The following is a 16,485-nucleotide window of genomic DNA, read 5'->3' on the forward strand; positions in this document are numbered from 1 at the left end:
GATCGGCCGCGAGGTTCAGATTGCACCCGTGACAGTTGCCGTGCCGCAAATGGCTCACGCTAGAACACCGCGCGGATTTCCACGCGCCGTTCGGCTTGGCCGACCATCCCATCGACGTCGGCTTCAGGCTGATCGCCAGGGAAAGCGCCTGAGCGCAAGCCTTGCGCTCAGATGCGACCTTGCCTGCTCGCTTCCGACCTTTCGGTTTCAGCGCCGGGCGCCTGCGAACACGCCGGCAGCCTCGTAGATGCCCTGAAAGGCCGGCGGGAACGCTGATCCGGAGGGGATTTCGATGGGGACTTGCCAGCGGCCGCCGACTTCTGCGGCGTCCGGGCCCATGAAACGGCCTTCGAACGTGGCGGGGCCGGTCAGGCCAGCAGGGGCGGTGAAGTCGCCGGAGAAGGTCGTACTGCCAACCGGATGGACGCCGTTGGCGACCGGGTAGGCCCCAATGGATTGGTATTCCCCGGTCCCGTCACTGGCCGTGAGGTCCATTTGCCCTGACAAACCGTTTGAGGCGAAATCGAAGTTGAGCTGGAGGGTGCCCTTGATGTTGGTCGCCGCGGTCGATTGGCCTCTCACCTGCGCGGAATACCGGGCAGACCCGGCAAGGGGAATCTCGGCTTGCGGGGTGGGAATTCCTGTGACGAACTCCAAGTAAGCGCCTCTCCAGGAAAAATCTCCGACGGCGGTATAGGTCAAGTTTATCCTTACCTTCTTTTCGACTGATACCCAACCTACCCGGGCGCCTTGGGGATCGATCACGTCGAAGTAGCGAAACCCGGGGCTTGGAGTGGCGTCTGTCGTGTTCTCGGCGGTGCGACCGGCAATCTGGCCAGGGATGGCAATCGTGTAGTCCTGTGTCGCAGGATCATAGCCGATCTTCATTTCGTCGGAGCCGTAGGTCTCAATGGTTTGCGTCTGCATCGAACCTTCACCGGTTTGCCTTATTCCTGCGACCATGGAAACGAGCGCAGCGTCGCTGTCCAATGGGTAGAAACCGGCCGGTCCGGACGTATCGAAGGCCGGGCCCGGCGAAGGGGTGTCAGTCGGGGAGGGGGCGCTTGCCACGCCGCCACTGCCACCTCCCCCGCAGGCGGAGATCAAGCCTATAAGCGGAAGGGCCCAGATGGCGCGCTTTGTCCGATCGTGCTGCATGATCAACCTCTCGTTTGAACCGGAGAAGATGATCGCGTCTTGGGCCGAAAGGGAATGATGGCGACCCGATGGTTTGCCGATATTCTCGCGCTGGTTCCGCTTTGGGCCCACGCCATCCGATGTAAGAGACATGGGCTGGGGCGTTCGATGCGAACCGGCCATATCCGGTGTCTCCCCAAGTGGAATTGTACTACGGTAAGCCAGCGCGCAAAGGGGCATACCTGCGTGAGCAAGGGGGCTGGCTCGGTCGATCATGCTAGATGCACTGCTTCTCGCTTCGGCTCTTGCAGACGGGGTGCCTCCATCGGCCCCGGCCTCTGTCGACGAAATCATCGTCACGGGCGAGCGCATCGCCCGGAGCCTGCAGCAGACCGCTTCCAGCGTCGCGGTCGAAACCCGCCGCATGATTGCTGACAAGGCAGCCCCCGATCGCATCGAGCAACTCCTGCAGCAGGCAGTGAACGTCCAGCTGGGCTCCGGCGGGGAAGGACCGGTCATTCGCGGCCAGGATTCGACCGGGGTCGTGCGCGACCTGGCCGCTTTCCTGAGCGGGTCGAGGCCGCGCGCCACGATCCAGGTCGATGGCCGCGCGGCATCCTACTACGAGCTGGCATTCGGCCTGACCCCGCTCTGGGATGTCGAACGGGTGGAGATATTCCGCAGCCCCCAGACCACCACGCAGGGCCGCAATTCCATTGGCGGGGCGATCTTCGTCGAAACGCAGGACCCGCAATTCGAGTGGGACGGCAAGGCCCGGCTGCTTGCCGGAGAGGCCATGACACGACAGGCTTCGGCAGCGGTTTCCGTACCGCTCGTAGCGGACCAGCTTGCCTTGCGCCTGTCTGCCGATCTGCGCCGCAGCCGCACGGCCAGTCGCATCACGAGTCCGGCGGCAGGGATCGATCCCGAGCGGGACGATTCCGATATGGTGCGCGCCAAACTGTTGTTTCGGCCCGCAGCGCTGCCCGGTGCCCGATTGCTCGTCACTTACGCGCATGGCCGTTCGCAGATGCCCCAGATCGAAGGCGTCGAGGAGCCGTTCCGGGCCCGCCGCAATCCCGATGCGGGTTACGGGATCTTCGCGATCAACACCGATTCCCTGACCGGGCGCTTCACTTACGCACCGGGGAATGCATTCGATGTCAGCGCCACGCTGAGCTACGGCGATGCCGATGTGCGCCGCTACGCACCGCCGGGTCTCGGCCGTGCCCGCATCGCGACGCAGGATGTCTCGGTAGAGCCGATCGTGGCCTGGCATTCGCAATCGGGCGCGCGCCTGAGTGCAGGGCTCCATCATACCCGGGTGACGCTCGACCAGACCATCGACATATCGGCCCTGCTGCTGGGCATCGGCACGTTCTCCGACCTGCAGAAAAGCACAGGAGTGTTCGGGGAAGCGCTACTGCCCCTGACCGGCACCCTCTCGCTGACCGCAGGGCTGCGCTATCAGACCGACAGCCAGGTGCGGATCGGCGACTTGCGCGGGGGCCTGCGCACGCTGCAACTCGATTATGACCGCACCTTCAGGGCTTGGCTGCCCAAGGTCTCGCTCGCGTGGGAGGCGGCGTCGGGACTGCGCCTCGGCCTGCAGGTACAGCGCGCCTACAATCCGGGAGGCGTGTCGCTGAATACGCAGAGCGGACGGGCGGAGTTCTTCGAAGCGGAGTACCTGTGGGACTATGAAGCCTTCGTCCGGGCCAGACTGGACGACGGCCGGTTGTCGATCTCCGTCAATGGCTTTGCCTACGACATGATCGATGCCCAAAGGACCCAGACGATCGAGTTCTTTGCCGCCAACGGCCAACTCACGACCGCAGTGCAGGTGAGCAATGCCCCGCGCGCGTGGACGCGGGGGCTTGAGCTGGAAGCGGACTGGCAGCCATCCACGCGCTTCAGCCTGCGCGCAGCTATCGGCCTGCTGGGCACGCGGATTACCCGGACGCAGGTGAAATCGGACCCGATGCTCGGCAAGGAGTTCCAGAGGTCGCCGCATCTCAGTGCCTCTGCGGCCCTTGCCTGGCAGCCGGTACCCCCGCTTAGGCTGACGGCGCAGGTTCGGCATTACAGCGGCTACTTCAGTGACGATATCGAAACGCCGGACCGGCGCGTTTCCGGCTCCACGACTGTCGATGCCAAGGCCGCGTGGACCCTCGGGCGGCTTACGGTCTTCGGCTATGCGCGCAACCTGTTCGATGAATTCCATCTTACTTACAGGTTCTCGGTCATCTCCGGACTGGCGACCGCAGGCGACCCGCGCGAACTGGGGCTGGGCATGGAGCTCAGCTTCTGATCCGGCATAAGAAAGGCATCGGGACCGGCGCCGCGCGCCTGCCAGTAGCGGGTCAGACCGATGCCCTCGCACAACGGGGCAAAGCGGGGGTCGGCGCGCATCGCCATCGTCGCCGGGGTGAACAGGTTCATCGTGCGCCGCCAGCGATCGTCAGGTGAGATCATCTGGTTCTGCGCGGGCCAGATGGAGCCGACGAGAGGTCCCTTGCGCAAGAGGAAACCCTGCGCGACGGCAAAGGCCGCATCAAGGTCACCCAGGGCCGACAGAAACATGACGGCCTGAACCGCGAAACCGGGCCTGGCTTCATCTGCCAGGGCGCGGCGCACTTGCGCCAAATTGCCTGCGGTGGGCGCTTCGAGTGCGGTAAGCGCGACCTGCCAGCGCTCTTCGAGTTGGCTCGTGAACATGGCCGGGCGCAGGCTCCTGTCCTTGAGCAGGGTGAGCGCGGCCTGCGTTCGTCCGGTAAATGCAAAGATGTAGAGGCGCGCGCTCCAGATCGCCGGGTACTTCGGCCAAAGTTGCATGGCGCGATCGATGGTCAGGTCGGCTTCGGCGATATCGCCGAATATCCAGTACTTGAGAGCCTTGCGGAACTGGTGCGGGGGCGAGAGCGGTTCCTTCGCGATCGCGCGTTCGTTCAGATCCCACGAGGCCCGCGCATGCCCGACAGATTGCAGCAATGTGACGAGATGGAGCAGCACATTGGGATTGTCCGGGGCGACTTCCAGTACGCGGCGCATGCGGTCTTCGGCCGCTTCCCAGTCACCAAGGTAAGGGCGCAGGGTGGCGAGCGCGGCGAGGGCATTGCCTTCATTCGCATCGAGCGCCAATGCGCGCCGTGCCGCCTCTTCGCACCCGGTGACGGCAGCGGAAACCCTGTCGGGCGGGGCTCCTTCCGCGACATTGCGCCAGGCCATGGCAAGCAGGCCCCAGGCCTTGGCATTGCCCGGCTCGATCTTTACGGCCTCGCGCAGCACTTCGACGCCGCGCTCATCCTGATCGGGCCAGAGTTCGCGCAGGATGCGGCGTCCTTCGGCGATTTGCCGGGCCGCGGACCGGTTGCCGCTGCCTTCGGCCATCCACCATGTCGATCCGCTTGCCGCGGCAAGGACCGTCAACCCACCGGCTAGCCATGTGCGCCGGTCCAGTCCCGGCCTGACGTCAACATCGCCAGGCGATGCTTCCACCGCGGGCTGCACCGGGACGCTTTCGATCTCGCCGACAAGGCGAAAGCCGATGCGGGGAATTGTCTCGACCACGAACCCGGCGCCGGTCTCACGGGCAATGCGCCGCAGTTCGCCGATGACGCGATTGACGGCATCGTCGCCGACAATTCTTCCGGCCCAGCAGACCTCAAGCAGATCCGCCCGGCTGAGAACCGCGCCTCTCACATCGGCCAGCGCCATGAGCACCTGCATGACCCGCGGCTCTGCGGTGAGAGTGGCAAGCGGTCCCTCCACGGTACGCAGGGAAGGGCGCACGAGGGCGCGGCCCAGACGAAAATCCTCGCGATGGGCAAGCTGCATGGAACCCGGCGGCCTCGGCTCGGCCGCGATTGGTTCGTTCATCGGCAAACCATCGGCCAAATATCATGCCCCCGTCATTCACTTCGGCCTGACTTGATAGCACCTTGGGGGCATTTCAGGGAAGCGGCAGGAATTACCCATGACGCATGAGGCCGCGGCATTTTGCCAACCGATCGACCACGACGCACACGCGCCGGTTGCCGGTTTCGCCAGACGTTCGGGCGAGGACTTCGGTATCGACGCGTGCGGGAAGAATGGGGCGGGCTGGCGCAGCGGCGGTCACTGAAAGTGGAGAGCGGAAGAATGAGACAGGTACCGCTTGCATTCGCCTTGGCACTCTCGACCGCATGCACTGCGCTTGCCGGATGTGGCGGGAGCAGCGGCGGCGTCTCTTCCACGCCCACGCCATCTCCTTCCCCGACGCCAGCACCCCCTCCGGCACCGGTCATCATGCCCGAGCATATCGGCCTCGTCAGTAGCGAACCCTTCAGCGTCTTGGGGTTGGGCCACGAGTTCAGGCCGGAAGACGCGGTCGAGACGCAGCCGGCCTCGCAGGCCCAGCAAGTTGAAATCAGCTACAACGCCGCGGACGAGACGTACCTGATTGGGCTTCCGGGCTTCGAAGCGGGCGCGCTGAACACACTGAGCTACGACGGCACAGGCGGCCAGGTCGCCACGTCGACGTGGAACAGCATCGAACCGTCCGGGGGAGGCTCGCAAAGTGTGCGAGTATCCCTGCAAGTGCCAGGCAGCGGCTTTTCACCATGGACCTATACCAGTCTTGGATCCTGGTACGATGAAGCGGAAGATGACGAAGGCCGTATCGTCCGACGCGAAGGTGTGTTCGCTTATGGTATTCCTACCAGTCCCTTGGACATGCCGCTTAGCGGAACCGCTAGTTATGGCGGGGACGTGATCGGCCGGACGGCGGACGGAAACTACGTCGGCGGCACGGCGGCGCTCGATTTCGATTTTGGCAGCGGTACGCTGACCGGCTCGATGCATCCGCTTCTTTCGGACGGTTGGGACCTGTCCATCGATCTTGGAACCTATGCCTTCAAGGACACCAGCTTTGCCAAAGGCAGCACGACGTTCTCGGGCAGCTTCGACGTCCCGGGCCTGCCGGGCGAGCCGTCATGGTTCGAAGGGGCATTCAACGGGCCTCAGGCGGCCGAAGTGATGGCGCGCTGGCAGGCCCCGTATCTCCTCGAAGGCAAACAGGGCGCGATGTTCGGCATCATGATCGGAGAAAAGTGATGCGGCCGCTGCCCTGTGCCGCCACGCGACCGAGACAGGAGGAGGCAGGTGCTTCGTTGCGGCAGGGCCTTGGGTGAGCTTGCGATCGCCGGGCTTGCCCTGGCTCTGGCAATGCTGCCTGTGCCTGCAAGGGCGCAAACCGCGCAAGATCGCGGCGGCAGCGACCAGTCCGCCCGGCTGAGTGCCGCGGAATTGCTGGCCTTTGCGAACCGGGCGCTCGAGCAAGGCAGGACAGACGTGGCAGAGACCGCATTGCGGGCGCTGACCGCCGATCCCTCTGTCAATGTGCGCAGCGAAGCCCGCTTTCGATTGGCCATGCTTTGTGTCCGTCAGCGCCGTTATACGCAGGCGGCCTTGTTGCTTCGGCAGATTCTCGACGAGCAGCCCGGAGCCCAGCGGGTACGCCTCGAACTGGCCCGTGTGCTGGACCTTATAGGCGACGAAGCCGGAGCGCGGCGGGCCCTGCGCGAAGTGCAGGCCGGCGACCTGCCTCCCGAAGTCGCCCGTTTCGTGGACCGCTATTCCGCGGCGCTCCGCGCGCAGAAGCCGGTTGGCGCAAGTCTCGACCTCGCGCTTGCCCCGGACAGCAACATCAATCGTGCCACCCGGTCATCCACGCTGGGCACCGTCATCGGGGATTTCGTCCTCGACGAGGATGCGCGTCAGCGTTCCGGCCTCGGGCTGGCCTTGCGCGGTCAGGCCTATGCCCGCTTGCGGCTCAGCTCCAAGGTCAACGTGCTCGGGAAGATTTCCGGTTCTGCCGATCTCTACCGGTCCGGCGATTTCAACGACATTGCCGTGGCGGCAACGGTCGGACCCGAACTGCGGCTCGGTGCGGACCGTCTTGCGCTGGAGGGTGGGGGGCTCCTGCGGTTCTATGGCGGGCAACCCTATTCGCGCGCGGCAACAGCCGGATTGACCTACCTGCATCCCCTGGGCCGCAAGGCGCAGCTGCGCGCCGTGGCAAGCGTTGCCTTCATCGACAATCGCCGCAGTGCCCTGCTCGATGGCGAGAGCTATTCGACCTCGGTGAGCTACGAGCGCGCCCTGTCGAACCGGTCGGGCGCGGGCCTGACCGTTGGCATCGACCGTCAGGCCACGCGCGATCCGGGCTATGCGACATGGGGCTGGCGAACCTCGGTCTTTGCCTATCACGAACTGGGATCGGTCACTCTCGTGGCGACGCTGGGAACAGGCGGACTGAAGGCGGATCGCAGGATCCTGCTCTATCCAGCCAGGCGTTCGGACCGCAGCTACCGTGCCAGCCTTGGCGCGACCTTCCGATCCCTGCGCATCGCCAGCTTCGCACCGTTCGTCAGGGCCACCTGGGAACGCAATCGCAGCAGCGTGGAAGTCTACGATTATCGCAGGGTCCGCACCGAATTTGGCTTTACGCGATCGTTCTGAAGGGTCGCCAAGCGCCGATCGATCAGGCTGCAGGATATCAACAGCTGGCACGTTCGAATTTCCGGTAGGGCAGACCGTCGCTTCATATGGACAATTTGCGCTCGTTTGATAGCTGCAGACTTCGGGAATAGGCGGATCGATTTCCCGGCGCAGCAAACAAGCTGTTTGCTCTGCCGCTTCCGTCGATGGGGCGGGACGCAACGCTTACTGCCTTGTCGGCATCGAACGTAGTGATCATGCGTTCACTACCCTGCTGGCCGTTATGTTCGAATGTCGGTCTCGCCAGACAGTCCTGTAGTGATCTGCGATCGTATTCGGAGACGATCTGGCGTTTGCCCAACAGCACCAGTGCAGCGCCTTTTCCATCGCATGTCAGGATTCTTCTTCGAAGCCCTGCAATGCAAATGGATTGAGGAACTGGCGCCCCCACAGAAATTCCTGGTCGACCTGGGGTAGGGCGGCCTCGTTGCAGATATCCATCCACTTCGCGCGGATGGTTTTGATCTGCTTTTTAATGATCGCGCGGGCCTGCGCTTCGGTGAGCAGGAAGTTCTTCGAGGTTTTGATGCAGGCGTTCACTTGGCTAAGCCGCACATCGCTATGGATAAGCATGGCTTGCGTTGCCTCGCCACCCGTGCGTCCTTGCGGACAAATGTCATAGGCTGGTGTCAGCGTCAGCGCCTTGCCATCCCAGAACGCCGCATGGTTGCGGGCATGATCATCCGTGTTGCCCGACAGGATGTTGAACACGATCCGCCCGAACATCTCTTCGAGCGTTTCCTTCGGATCGGTGAAGCGGTGGCGGATCAGTTCCGCCAGTTCCTCGTAACTCGCATAGCGGGCTTCGGTCTCGTCGAGGCCCAGCATCGTCAAGGCCGAGACGATCGCTTTTCGCGCCCAGCTATTTGCGGCTGGCGCTCGGTCAAATCGTTCAACGAGCAGCACGTCCTTGCCGAGGCCTCTGGTGAGTTCAACCGGAGCCACGTCGAGCCCGACTTCCTTCGCCATACGCATGGCGATGAATTCTGCTTTGACGACATTGTACAGGTCGTTGCTCGCCGAGAACTTCGCAATGAACTTGCGGCCCTGATCATCGATCAACGCCTTGGGGCGGGCACCACCCAGCGATGTTCCATGCTGCAAAGCCAGATCGAGTTCCGGTGAAAGCGGCAATCCCTGGTCAACGCGTTCGGCGGCGGCGGCGAGTTCGTCCAGAGATGCATTCTTGCGTTGGCGCGGCCGGTAGTCGGTGGCCGATGCCTGAAAATCGAGCGCACCAATCCGGTCCGATCCCGATTCCATCAGGTGCGTAAGCTCATCCAGATCGATCAGATCCGTTTCGTCCGCCTTTGCACCCGTCACGCGGTTGATGATCACCCTGCGGCCCCAGGCATCAGGCGAGCCATCGCGGATGCAGCTTGGCATTTGCATGCGTGCGGACGGCTCGATCAGGCCTGCGCGCAGCGGCAGCTCCGGATCATAGATCGGGATCGCATCATCGCGTTCCAGGTAGCTGCGGCCATAGTTGAAGCCGAAACGTCCATCACGCTGGCGGCTGAGCAAGCCCGCCACCACCGGCTTGCGCGCGCCCGGCAACCAGATCCAGACATAGGCTTCGTCGTAAGGGCGTTCAGAAGTCATCCTTCACCACGGTCTTTTTCTGGCGCACGGATTTAGGCATCAAGCGTAGCTTGTTTGCCTGCTCGGCTACGCGGTAGGCGAGCCGGCCGCGATCCTCTTCGAACAAGGGCACGCCAACCACGCTGGCCGCTTCGAACACAATACCGATCGTGCAGCGTGGATCGCCATGTTCGATCCGCTGGATCATGTCGCGGGACACGCCAACTCTGTCGGCGAGCTCCTGCACGCTCCACTGGCGTTCCAGGCGGTTGGTGCGGATCAATTGGCCGAGCAGGGTGACGGCCTCGCGCCCGTAGCGCGATAGCGTCCATTTTGCTGGCGATTTTTCCCGCTTTGGCATGTCTCACCTTCCTTCTAGGATTATACCTTGAATCAGGATGAGACTCAATATTACGTCTTATAAATAAGTCATAATGTGCTTTATGACGTTAATATAAGTCAAATCTGATTTGGAAAAATTCATCCTCCGAAGGTGCGCGGACTGATGGCAGATCGCAGGGTCCGCACCGAATTTGGCTTTACGCGATCGTTCTGAAGGGTCGCCAAGAGCCGATCGATCAGGCCGCAGGATATCAACAGCTGGCACGTTCGAATTTCCGGTAGGGCAGGCCGTCTACTTATGGCCCTGGGAGCTTCGATCGCCTGAGAATGCGCAATACGCTGTTCCGACCGGCGCGCATGAAGGGATAGCTGACCCGTGCGACCATTTTGGAACGAAACAGAGCGCCGTTCAGCTTGTTGAACCAGGATTGCCCGTCGCTCAAGAGGGCCATGACGTTGAGCGCGTCCGCGCCGTGATAGAAGGATCCGGAATAGTGGAAGACCATTCCTTCGTTGAGATCCATGCCCATGTTCCGGACGCGGGCGACTTCCGGTCCACCTTCGCGCGCATCGATCAAACGAACCGGGCCCACCGTTTCGCGCAGACGCATGAATTTCACGTATGATGAACAGAAGGGACACTCCCCATCATAGATGAGATAGGTGTCACCAGGGGCGACGCCGGTCCCGGCATCCGCTTCCGAGGCGGGGTTCTTGATCATCGCGTGCTCGCTTCGCCAAGGCCCATCTCGGCCTTTGGGCGCTCTGGCATCCATTTCATGTAAGTCAGCGCCGCTGACCAGGGAATGAACACCAGATAGAGGGCAGTCCACTGCCAGAATGGCGCCTTGAGCATCAGATAGATGCCGATGTGCATGGCCATCCCTATGGGTACATATAGCCATTTCAGCTTCGGAAAGATGAGCGAAAGGAAAAACGTGCTCTGGAAGATGAGCACGGCCCATTGCCCGATGACGCAAAGCCAATGGAACTGACTGAGCCAGACGCCGAGGAGTGAATTCCAGCGCAGGCCGTCCATCGCGAGATAATACTGAAGCGTGAAGCCATTCGGCCAGTCGACGCCGCCAATGGACAGCTTGGAATATGATGCCGACAGGTACATCAGGCCAAAGAGCCATTGGACGATCAGTATCGGCCATTTTGCTTCCCTGCTCGAACTTGTCACTTGCTCCCGGAAGGTGGTGCGCCCGGAACTCCGCCGCAACCACGCATCGAGCGACAGGACAGCTCCGGCAGGTGACAATGCCAGGACGCCCAGCGCGATCATCATTGCCGCTTCGGGATGGTGTATGTCTCCATGCGAGAGCGCCCAGAGCTGCACGAGGATAACGCCTGCCGCGAAGAGGAACAGGGTGACCCGCGTCCAGAGACCCACCAGCGCGGCAAGACCGACTGCGATTGCTGCAATGTGGATGGTCTGGATTTCCGAGATCGTGAAGGTATGTCCGCCCAGGATCGCAAGGATGGGTCTGAAGAAGGGCAGGGGGCGATAGAATGAATCCGGCAGTTCGCTGATCTCGCGCAAACTCGCGAGGCCATAGCGACTGTCGAACACCATCAATGCCAACTGCGTGCCGACGGCAATCACGCGAAGGATCGCAAGGTCGAGCAAAGGCGCTTCCGGGAACCAGTACCGGTCCCACTTCTGTGTGAGAGAAAGCGTCGTCATTTCAGGGCCTCCTCAACCTCGGCCCGTGAGATGGCGGCGATAACCTGCCTTTGCGCCTTCCGCGGTCCATTCCTGGTGATGATCAACGGATAATCTTCGACTTGTAGCTCGGTAAAAGTGGGATAGCGCTCGACGACCATTTCCAGGATCGGCCTGATCCTGTCCAATTTCCTGTCCCGCAGAGGACGGGCAAAACGTCGCTCGTACCTCCAGAAATCGATTTTCAGATCCCTGGAGGGATCGATGTACTGCCGGTCACCGTTCGGCGTGACTGCGTAAATGCGATGTTCGATATTAATGCGCTCACCGTCGAAATGCGCTGTCGCATACATGGGATACCACATGAACGGGAAGAAGCGGTTCGCATGGCCGAATGATGCTACCAACTGAGCGCCAAGCACCAGAATGATAATCAGAGAAAGCAAACGGAAGCGATATAACTCGATCTGAAGTCGCATAGCTTTCACCTTCCGCGTTCGCGTCCTGCCTGCTTTCAACTCATGACTGACTTCAAAAAACTCACCGTACCGTCCGGGATGCTTCAGCCGTAATTGGTCTTCGCGCCGGTTGGGACCGACACAGTCACGGTTCCAGCGGCGCGGAAATCTTGCCTATCTGCGCTTCTTTCCGGATCGCGGCACATCCCTGAAGGTTCACGCGGTGCTGCCAGCGGTAGACGTAGAAGCCGGGAATTCGCGGCTGCCCCAACCGGGTCCTGGCACTGATGAACTCTGCTATCGGCGCATCGAGGAACCCGTATTGCAGCCAGCGCCGCGCCGGTACCAGCAGTACGCCGCGATCGATGCATGAGAAGACCTTCTCCAGATCCTTCACGTTCTCGATGACGGGACGGCCGTTGCGTTTGTCGATCGTGAACCCGTTTCGTCTGAATGTGGCCGTGTCCGGGGGAAGATACATGCCGAAGTTCGGGGTTTGCAGGTAAAGCGTCGTGCGCAGTTCATCCACGCCGATCAGGACCGCGCCTTCGTTCAGGTCCCGGCGGATTGCCTCCAGTCCGCGGTCCCATTCCGGATCGGGCGGGTTCCGGAAGATCCCGCCGGGCGCGCGGGCAAATGCGAGCAGACCTTTGGCTATGAGCTTCGGGCTGTCGACGAGCTTCGTGTTAACGGCGATCACCGAGGCGGCGCAAAGAACGAGTATAACGGGCACCAGCAGCCTGCGCGCCCGCTCTCCCACCGGAATGGCCGTCGTCCGTTCGAAGGTCTCCAGACATTGCACGACTGCGGATTTCAGCCAGGGCGCGGCCGCGGCAAGCGCAATGCCCCAGAAGGCGAGGAAGAAGGTGAAGGCATAGGAGATATAGCGGTCTGCCTTCATGCCTCCGAACGAATGGACCAAAAGGGGGACCAGCCAGAGGGCAAGGCAATAGGTGGTGAGGCGCGGGTATCGTGCCATGGCCGGCAAGGCGGCCAGGGGCATGAGGTACCAGAACAGGCGATAGTCGCGGCTGAGGAGCACGTGGTAGAACAGGTAGTCGAACCTGTGCTTTTCCGCCCATGGCTCTGCTTCGAGGAGCCGGGGGAGCCCCAGATAGACGACCACGGCTGCTGCTGCTGCTGCCAGCAGGACGAGGACGACGGCAAGCCAGCGCATCTTCGCATCGGTCAGCAGGGACCGCGTCTGCGGGCGCGTGGCGAGGAACAGGACGACGAAGATGCCGATGGCGCCGGTCGCCACGATGGTCGTGATCTGCAACTGAGCGGCCAGCCCCAGACAGGCCAGCGCGAGGACCGGGAGCCAGATCCGTTTTCGCGAAGGATGGAGCAGGTATTCATATACAATCGCCGCGGCCACCAGCACCAGCAGGGCCTGCAGGGAATAGAAGCGCGCGAAGTCCGATGTCCGGATCATCAGTTCCGTGCCGCAGACGAGAAGTGCGCCGATCCAGCCTGCGGTCAGGTCAGCCGACCTGCCGATCCAGAGGAAGATCACCGGCACCATCAGCGCGCCGGCGACGATGGCCGGAAGGCGTGCCAGAAATACGCTCACATGTCCGAAGGAACGGAAGCTTTCGCCCGCCAGCACGGTGTAGACCCAGCCTCGTGTGTAACTGCCGTCGCCAAGGCTGAAGCTGCCGTCATCCGCCCAGGATGTCGCAGTCAGGATGTGGAAGATCTCGTCCGGATGGAGCGGGATGATCCGGCTGCACGTCAGGCGGATCGCAAGGGCTGCGAGAAACAGCGCCATGGCCCAGAGGTACACCGGATCGAACCGGTGCGATGTGGTCTGGGGCGGTGGGGCGGTTTGCATGGTCTGCCCTCCTAGGGTCGCGCCGCGGAGAGGATCCGGGTCATCTCGACAAGCGCCGTCCTGCCCTTCTTCGTGACCGCCTGAACAGCGATGCTGAAGCCGTAGGAACAGACGAAGGCGGTTGCGAGCAGCGGAACGGTCGAAAGATGCACGCGCGCAAGCAAGACCAGCGACCAGGCGAGCAGACCGCCGACCAGCGTTGGCAGGATCGCGGCATAGAGATCGCGCGCCGACACCGCTGTGCCGCGGGTGCACCAGTAATAGAGGACCGGGACAGTCACGGCCTGGCTTAGGAAATAGGCCTTCGCCACGCCCACGGGGCCCCATGGCAGGCCGATCACGAAGGCGGCAATGGTCACCGGGGTCGAATAGAGGCCCCACTGGAACATTTCCCTGGTCCGGCCGGAGCTGATGAACAGCCACCCGGTCGCATTGGAGACCGGCTGTGTCACCGCCGCCAGGCTCAGCCAGAAGAAGATCGGGCTCGCGTCGGTCCAGCGCGCCCCGAAGAGCAGCGGAATGACCACGTCGCTGCACATGGCAACCGCCATGATGCCCGGGACCGAGACGATGGAGAGCGTCTGGATCGCTAGCAGGAACATGCGGCGGTAGCGGGCGGGTTCGTCCTGCACGCGCGCAAGGGCCGGCAGCATGACCCGGGCGAGCGGGGAGTTCACCTTTTCGAGCGGGAACATCATCAGCTTGTAGCTGCGGTCATAGAGGCCGAGCGCGGACGAGCCCCACATCTTGGCGATCAGGATGTTGTCGATGTTCTTCCGGATGAAGTTCAGGAAGTTGAAGCCGGTCAGGTTCGCCCCGAACTTGACCATGTTGCGCGCGCTGCCCCACACGATCCGGCGCGAAGGGCGCCAGCGGTCGATGCGCCAGACGAGCGCGGCATTGACGATGGTGCCGCAGAATGCGCCGAGCCAGAGCGCCCAGAAATTGCGCAGCCAGAGCGCAAACCCCACGGTGAACAGCAGCGCGGCCGCCGCCGTCGTTACATCCACGAAGCTGAGCGCGCGAAAGCGCATGGCGCGGTTGAGCAATGCGGTGTGCTGGAGGGTCGTGCCGGTGAGCAGGACGGTCAGCGCGCTGGCTGCGGTCACCATTGCCGGCCGCGGATCGCCATAGAACAGCCCCACCAGCGGAGAGATGGCAAGGAAGATCAGGGCGATCGCTGCCGAAGCGGCAAGGTTGTAGAAGAACAGGGCATTGGTCTGCTCCTCAGTGATCGTGCGGGCCTGTACGACTGCCTGGTTCAGACCCAGATTCTGGAAGATCAGGATGAAACCCGTGATCGGCGTGGTCATCGCGATCACGCCGAACTCGGACGGTGCGAGCAGCCGGGCCACCACGATGACCGACGCCATCGACAAGAGCACCTTGAGCCCTTGCGCAATGCCCGAATAGGCAGCGCCGCGCGCCGCAACTTTCCGGAGCTGGCGCTTCCCGTCCTTTGGCGGGCTTTCCCGGACCGAGGCGTCGTTGCTCTCAGACACGATGTCCATTGGCATCCTTCGAATTGCCAGGTCCAATGATCAGACCGCCCAAGTTTGCCTCCGTTTCATGACACGATCACGGCTCGGATCGGGCCAGATCGACATATAGCTGACGCAATCGCTCACCCTGAGTGACTTCATTGAACTCGGCCATAACCGTCTGGCGGGCCGAAGTTCCCAGACGGTGTCGCAATTGCGCATCGGCGACCAGACGCTCCATCGCGGCAGCAATTCCGGCCGGATCGTTCTCATCGGCCAGAAGGCCGCTCACGCCATCTTCAATCAGTTCGGGAATGCCGCTGTGCCGTGTCGATATGACCGGCTTGCCCAAGGCCATGGCTTCCATGAGGACGACGGGAATGCCTTCCATGTCGCCATCCTCCGCGGTCCGCGACGGCAGGACGAAGACGTCCGCAGCACCAATGGCGGCGAGGGAGCTTTCGTGGCCCAGCGCCCCGAGAAAGACCGCCATGTCTTCCAGATCATCGGCCTTGGCTTGCGCCTTCAGGCTTTCCAGCAGCGGCCCTTCGCCCACCAGCACGAAAGATATCGCCAGTTCCGGACGGCGCCGGCGCAGCATCGCCAGAGCCCGCAGCGCCACATTGTGGCCTTTCTTCGGCACCATGCGGCCGACCATGCAGAACTCGACTTTCGCCGGATCGGGCCTGGCGATCCCGATGCCCTCGATGGTATTTGGGTTGATCCCCATGTGGTGGACGTGAACCCTTGCGGGATCGGCTCCTGCAGCTTTCAGCCGTTCGGCCCAGATCGAATTGACCGTCAGCATCAGGTCTCCGCGCTCGATCAGCGGCGCATAGTAGCGGCTGAGGGGCTGATAGGCCTGCTTGCTGACGTCGTAGCCGTGAAAGGTGGTGACAAGCCTTGTCTGCCAGCGGCCCAGTCGCAAGATCATGGCCGCAATGCGCCCCACATTGCCGAAGTGGCAATGCACGATCCGGGCCGATTCCAGCGTCCTGGCCAATCGCATGGCAAACAGCAGCGTGCCAAGCGCCGCGTGTTTCCCTTCCTCGCGCGACTGCAGAAGTGCCCGCAGTGCCAGGCGAAAGGAACCCGGCTTGCGCAACAGCCCTTGCAGCACTGCGCCGAGCCGCGCCCTGTTTGTGCGTGGAACGTCGAGGTAGGTCACGCGCGGTCGGATCTGCGGATCCAGCTCCTCGAGCGGGAAGTCCGCTGAATCTGGTCCTTCGAGGGCGACGACATGGACATCGGCGCCCGCGCGAAGGTGATCGATGATCTCATTCGTGACGAAAGTCTGCGATCGGACCGGAAAGCGCCGAACCAGATAGACGACCTTCAGGCCCAAGGCATCGTGATCGACGGCCGCTCGCCCGGCGCTTGCGCCGGCGATCAACGGGCGTGCTTCATCCGATGCAGGCTCGCAGACAGCCAGTGAAGGGGCGC

At 62.5% G+C, this 16,485-nt stretch carries 14 protein-coding genes; 4 read left to right on the top strand and 10 right to left on the bottom strand.

Features of this window, described 5'->3' with window-relative positions; translation table 11 throughout:
• Positions 1-207: 207 nt before the first annotated feature.
• Positions 208-990 (bottom strand): transferrin-binding protein-like solute binding protein, encoded by a 783-nt coding sequence (locus B5483_RS21125; protein ID WP_217698236.1) that lies wholly within the window; start codon positions 988-990, stop codon positions 208-210.
• A gap of 421 nt (positions 991-1,411) precedes the next feature.
• On the opposite strand from B5483_RS21125, the gene B5483_RS21130 reads away from it, so the two are divergent.
• A complete protein-coding gene (locus B5483_RS21130) occupies positions 1,412-3,448 on the top strand; it encodes a TonB-dependent receptor (protein WP_079731884.1) in 2,037 nt (678 codons plus the stop codon).
• Here B5483_RS21130 and B5483_RS21135 read toward each other — a convergent pair.
• A complete protein-coding gene (locus B5483_RS21135) occupies positions 3,367-5,016 on the bottom strand; it encodes a winged helix-turn-helix domain-containing protein (RefSeq protein ID WP_079731885.1) in 1,650 nt (549 codons plus the stop codon). The two genes, B5483_RS21130 and B5483_RS21135, sit on opposite strands and share 82 nt — an antisense overlap.
• A 97-nt stretch (positions 5,017-5,113) precedes the next feature.
• Here B5483_RS21135 and B5483_RS23315 point away from each other — a divergent pair, with 97 nt between their 5' ends.
• The 3 genes from B5483_RS23315 (at position 5,114) to B5483_RS21145 (ending at position 7,638) form a co-directional block, all read left to right on the top strand.
• A complete protein-coding gene (locus B5483_RS23315; protein WP_176168157.1) occupies positions 5,114-5,260 on the top strand; it encodes a hypothetical protein in 147 nt (48 codons plus the stop codon).
• A 164-nt stretch (positions 5,261-5,424) separates the two neighbouring features.
• Complete coding sequence (locus B5483_RS21140; protein WP_079731886.1) at positions 5,425-6,231, top strand: HupA family protein; 807 nt, start codon at positions 5,425-5,427, stop codon at positions 6,229-6,231.
• A gap of 48 nt (positions 6,232-6,279) precedes the next feature.
• A complete protein-coding gene (locus tag B5483_RS21145; protein WP_245829502.1) occupies positions 6,280-7,638 on the top strand; it encodes a surface lipoprotein assembly modifier in 1,359 nt (452 codons plus the stop codon).
• A 372-nt stretch (positions 7,639-8,010) separates the two neighbouring features.
• Here the strand turns inward: B5483_RS21145 and B5483_RS21150 are convergent, their stop codons facing one another.
• The 8 genes from B5483_RS21150 to B5483_RS21185 all read right to left on the bottom strand — a co-directional run bounded on the left by B5483_RS21150 (position 8,011) and on the right by B5483_RS21185 (position 16,435).
• Entirely contained in the window at positions 8,011-9,279 is a 1,269-nt protein-coding gene (locus B5483_RS21150) for a type II toxin-antitoxin system HipA family toxin (RefSeq protein WP_079731887.1), read from the bottom strand.
• Positions 9,269-9,619: a helix-turn-helix domain-containing protein gene (locus B5483_RS21155; protein ID WP_079731888.1), complete on the bottom strand. Its 351-nt coding sequence runs from the start codon at positions 9,617-9,619 to the stop codon at positions 9,269-9,271. Before B5483_RS21155 ends, B5483_RS21150 begins: the two co-directional genes overlap by 11 nt.
• Before the next feature lie 277 nt (positions 9,620-9,896).
• Complete coding sequence (locus B5483_RS21160) at positions 9,897-10,322, bottom strand: DCC1-like thiol-disulfide oxidoreductase family protein (protein ID WP_079731889.1); 426 nt, start codon at positions 10,320-10,322, stop codon at positions 9,897-9,899.
• On the bottom strand, positions 10,319-11,290 hold the full coding sequence (locus B5483_RS21165; protein ID WP_079731890.1) for a hypothetical protein: 972 nt from the start codon (positions 11,288-11,290) through the stop codon (positions 10,319-10,321). Before B5483_RS21165 ends, B5483_RS21160 begins: the two co-directional genes overlap by 4 nt.
• Positions 11,287-11,748 (bottom strand): hypothetical protein, encoded by a 462-nt coding sequence (locus B5483_RS21170; RefSeq protein WP_079731891.1) that lies wholly within the window; start codon positions 11,746-11,748, stop codon positions 11,287-11,289. Before B5483_RS21170 ends, B5483_RS21165 begins: the two co-directional genes overlap by 4 nt.
• A 124-nt stretch (positions 11,749-11,872) precedes the next feature.
• Positions 11,873-13,561, bottom strand: coding sequence for a hypothetical protein (locus B5483_RS21175; protein ID WP_139384108.1), 1,689 nt, complete (start codon positions 13,559-13,561; stop codon positions 11,873-11,875).
• An 11-nt stretch (positions 13,562-13,572) separates the two neighbouring features.
• Positions 13,573-15,072, bottom strand: a complete 1,500-nt coding sequence (locus B5483_RS21180) for a lipopolysaccharide biosynthesis protein (protein WP_176168158.1) — start codon at positions 15,070-15,072, stop codon at positions 13,573-13,575.
• Between the two features lie 67 nt (positions 15,073-15,139).
• Complete coding sequence (locus B5483_RS21185) at positions 15,140-16,435, bottom strand: glycosyltransferase (RefSeq protein ID WP_176168159.1); 1,296 nt, start codon at positions 16,433-16,435, stop codon at positions 15,140-15,142.
• Positions 16,436-16,485: the final 50 nt, after the last annotated feature.

This window comes from Novosphingobium mathurense (genome assembly GCF_900168325.1).
In the GTDB taxonomy this organism is placed as follows: domain Bacteria; phylum Pseudomonadota; class Alphaproteobacteria; order Sphingomonadales; family Sphingomonadaceae; genus Novosphingobium; species Novosphingobium mathurense.

Coding starts and splice junctions, on each gene's coding strand:
- B5483_RS21160 (WP_079731889.1), bottom strand. CDS start 10,322: ATGATCAAGAACCCCGCCTCGGAAGCGGATGCCGGGACCGGCGTCGCC.
- B5483_RS21170 (WP_079731891.1), bottom strand. CDS start 11,748: ATGCGACTTCAGATCGAGTTATATCGCTTCCGTTTGCTTTCTCTGATT.
- B5483_RS21165 (WP_079731890.1), bottom strand. CDS start 11,290: ATGACGACGCTTTCTCTCACACAGAAGTGGGACCGGTACTGGTTCCCG.
- B5483_RS21130 (WP_079731884.1), top strand. CDS start 1,412: ATGCTAGATGCACTGCTTCTCGCTTCGGCTCTTGCAGACGGGGTGCCT.
- B5483_RS23315 (WP_176168157.1), top strand. CDS start 5,114: ATGACGCATGAGGCCGCGGCATTTTGCCAACCGATCGACCACGACGCA.
- B5483_RS21140 (WP_079731886.1), top strand. CDS start 5,425: ATGCCCGAGCATATCGGCCTCGTCAGTAGCGAACCCTTCAGCGTCTTG.
- B5483_RS21180 (WP_176168158.1), bottom strand. CDS start 15,072: ATGGACATCGTGTCTGAGAGCAACGACGCCTCGGTCCGGGAAAGCCCG.
- B5483_RS21150 (WP_079731887.1), bottom strand. CDS start 9,279: ATGACTTCTGAACGCCCTTACGACGAAGCCTATGTCTGGATCTGGTTG.
- B5483_RS21175 (WP_139384108.1), bottom strand. CDS start 13,561: ATGCAAACCGCCCCACCGCCCCAGACCACATCGCACCGGTTCGATCCG.
- B5483_RS21135 (WP_079731885.1), bottom strand. CDS start 5,016: ATGAACGAACCAATCGCGGCCGAGCCGAGGCCGCCGGGTTCCATGCAG.
- B5483_RS21155 (WP_079731888.1), bottom strand. CDS start 9,619: ATGCCAAAGCGGGAAAAATCGCCAGCAAAATGGACGCTATCGCGCTAC.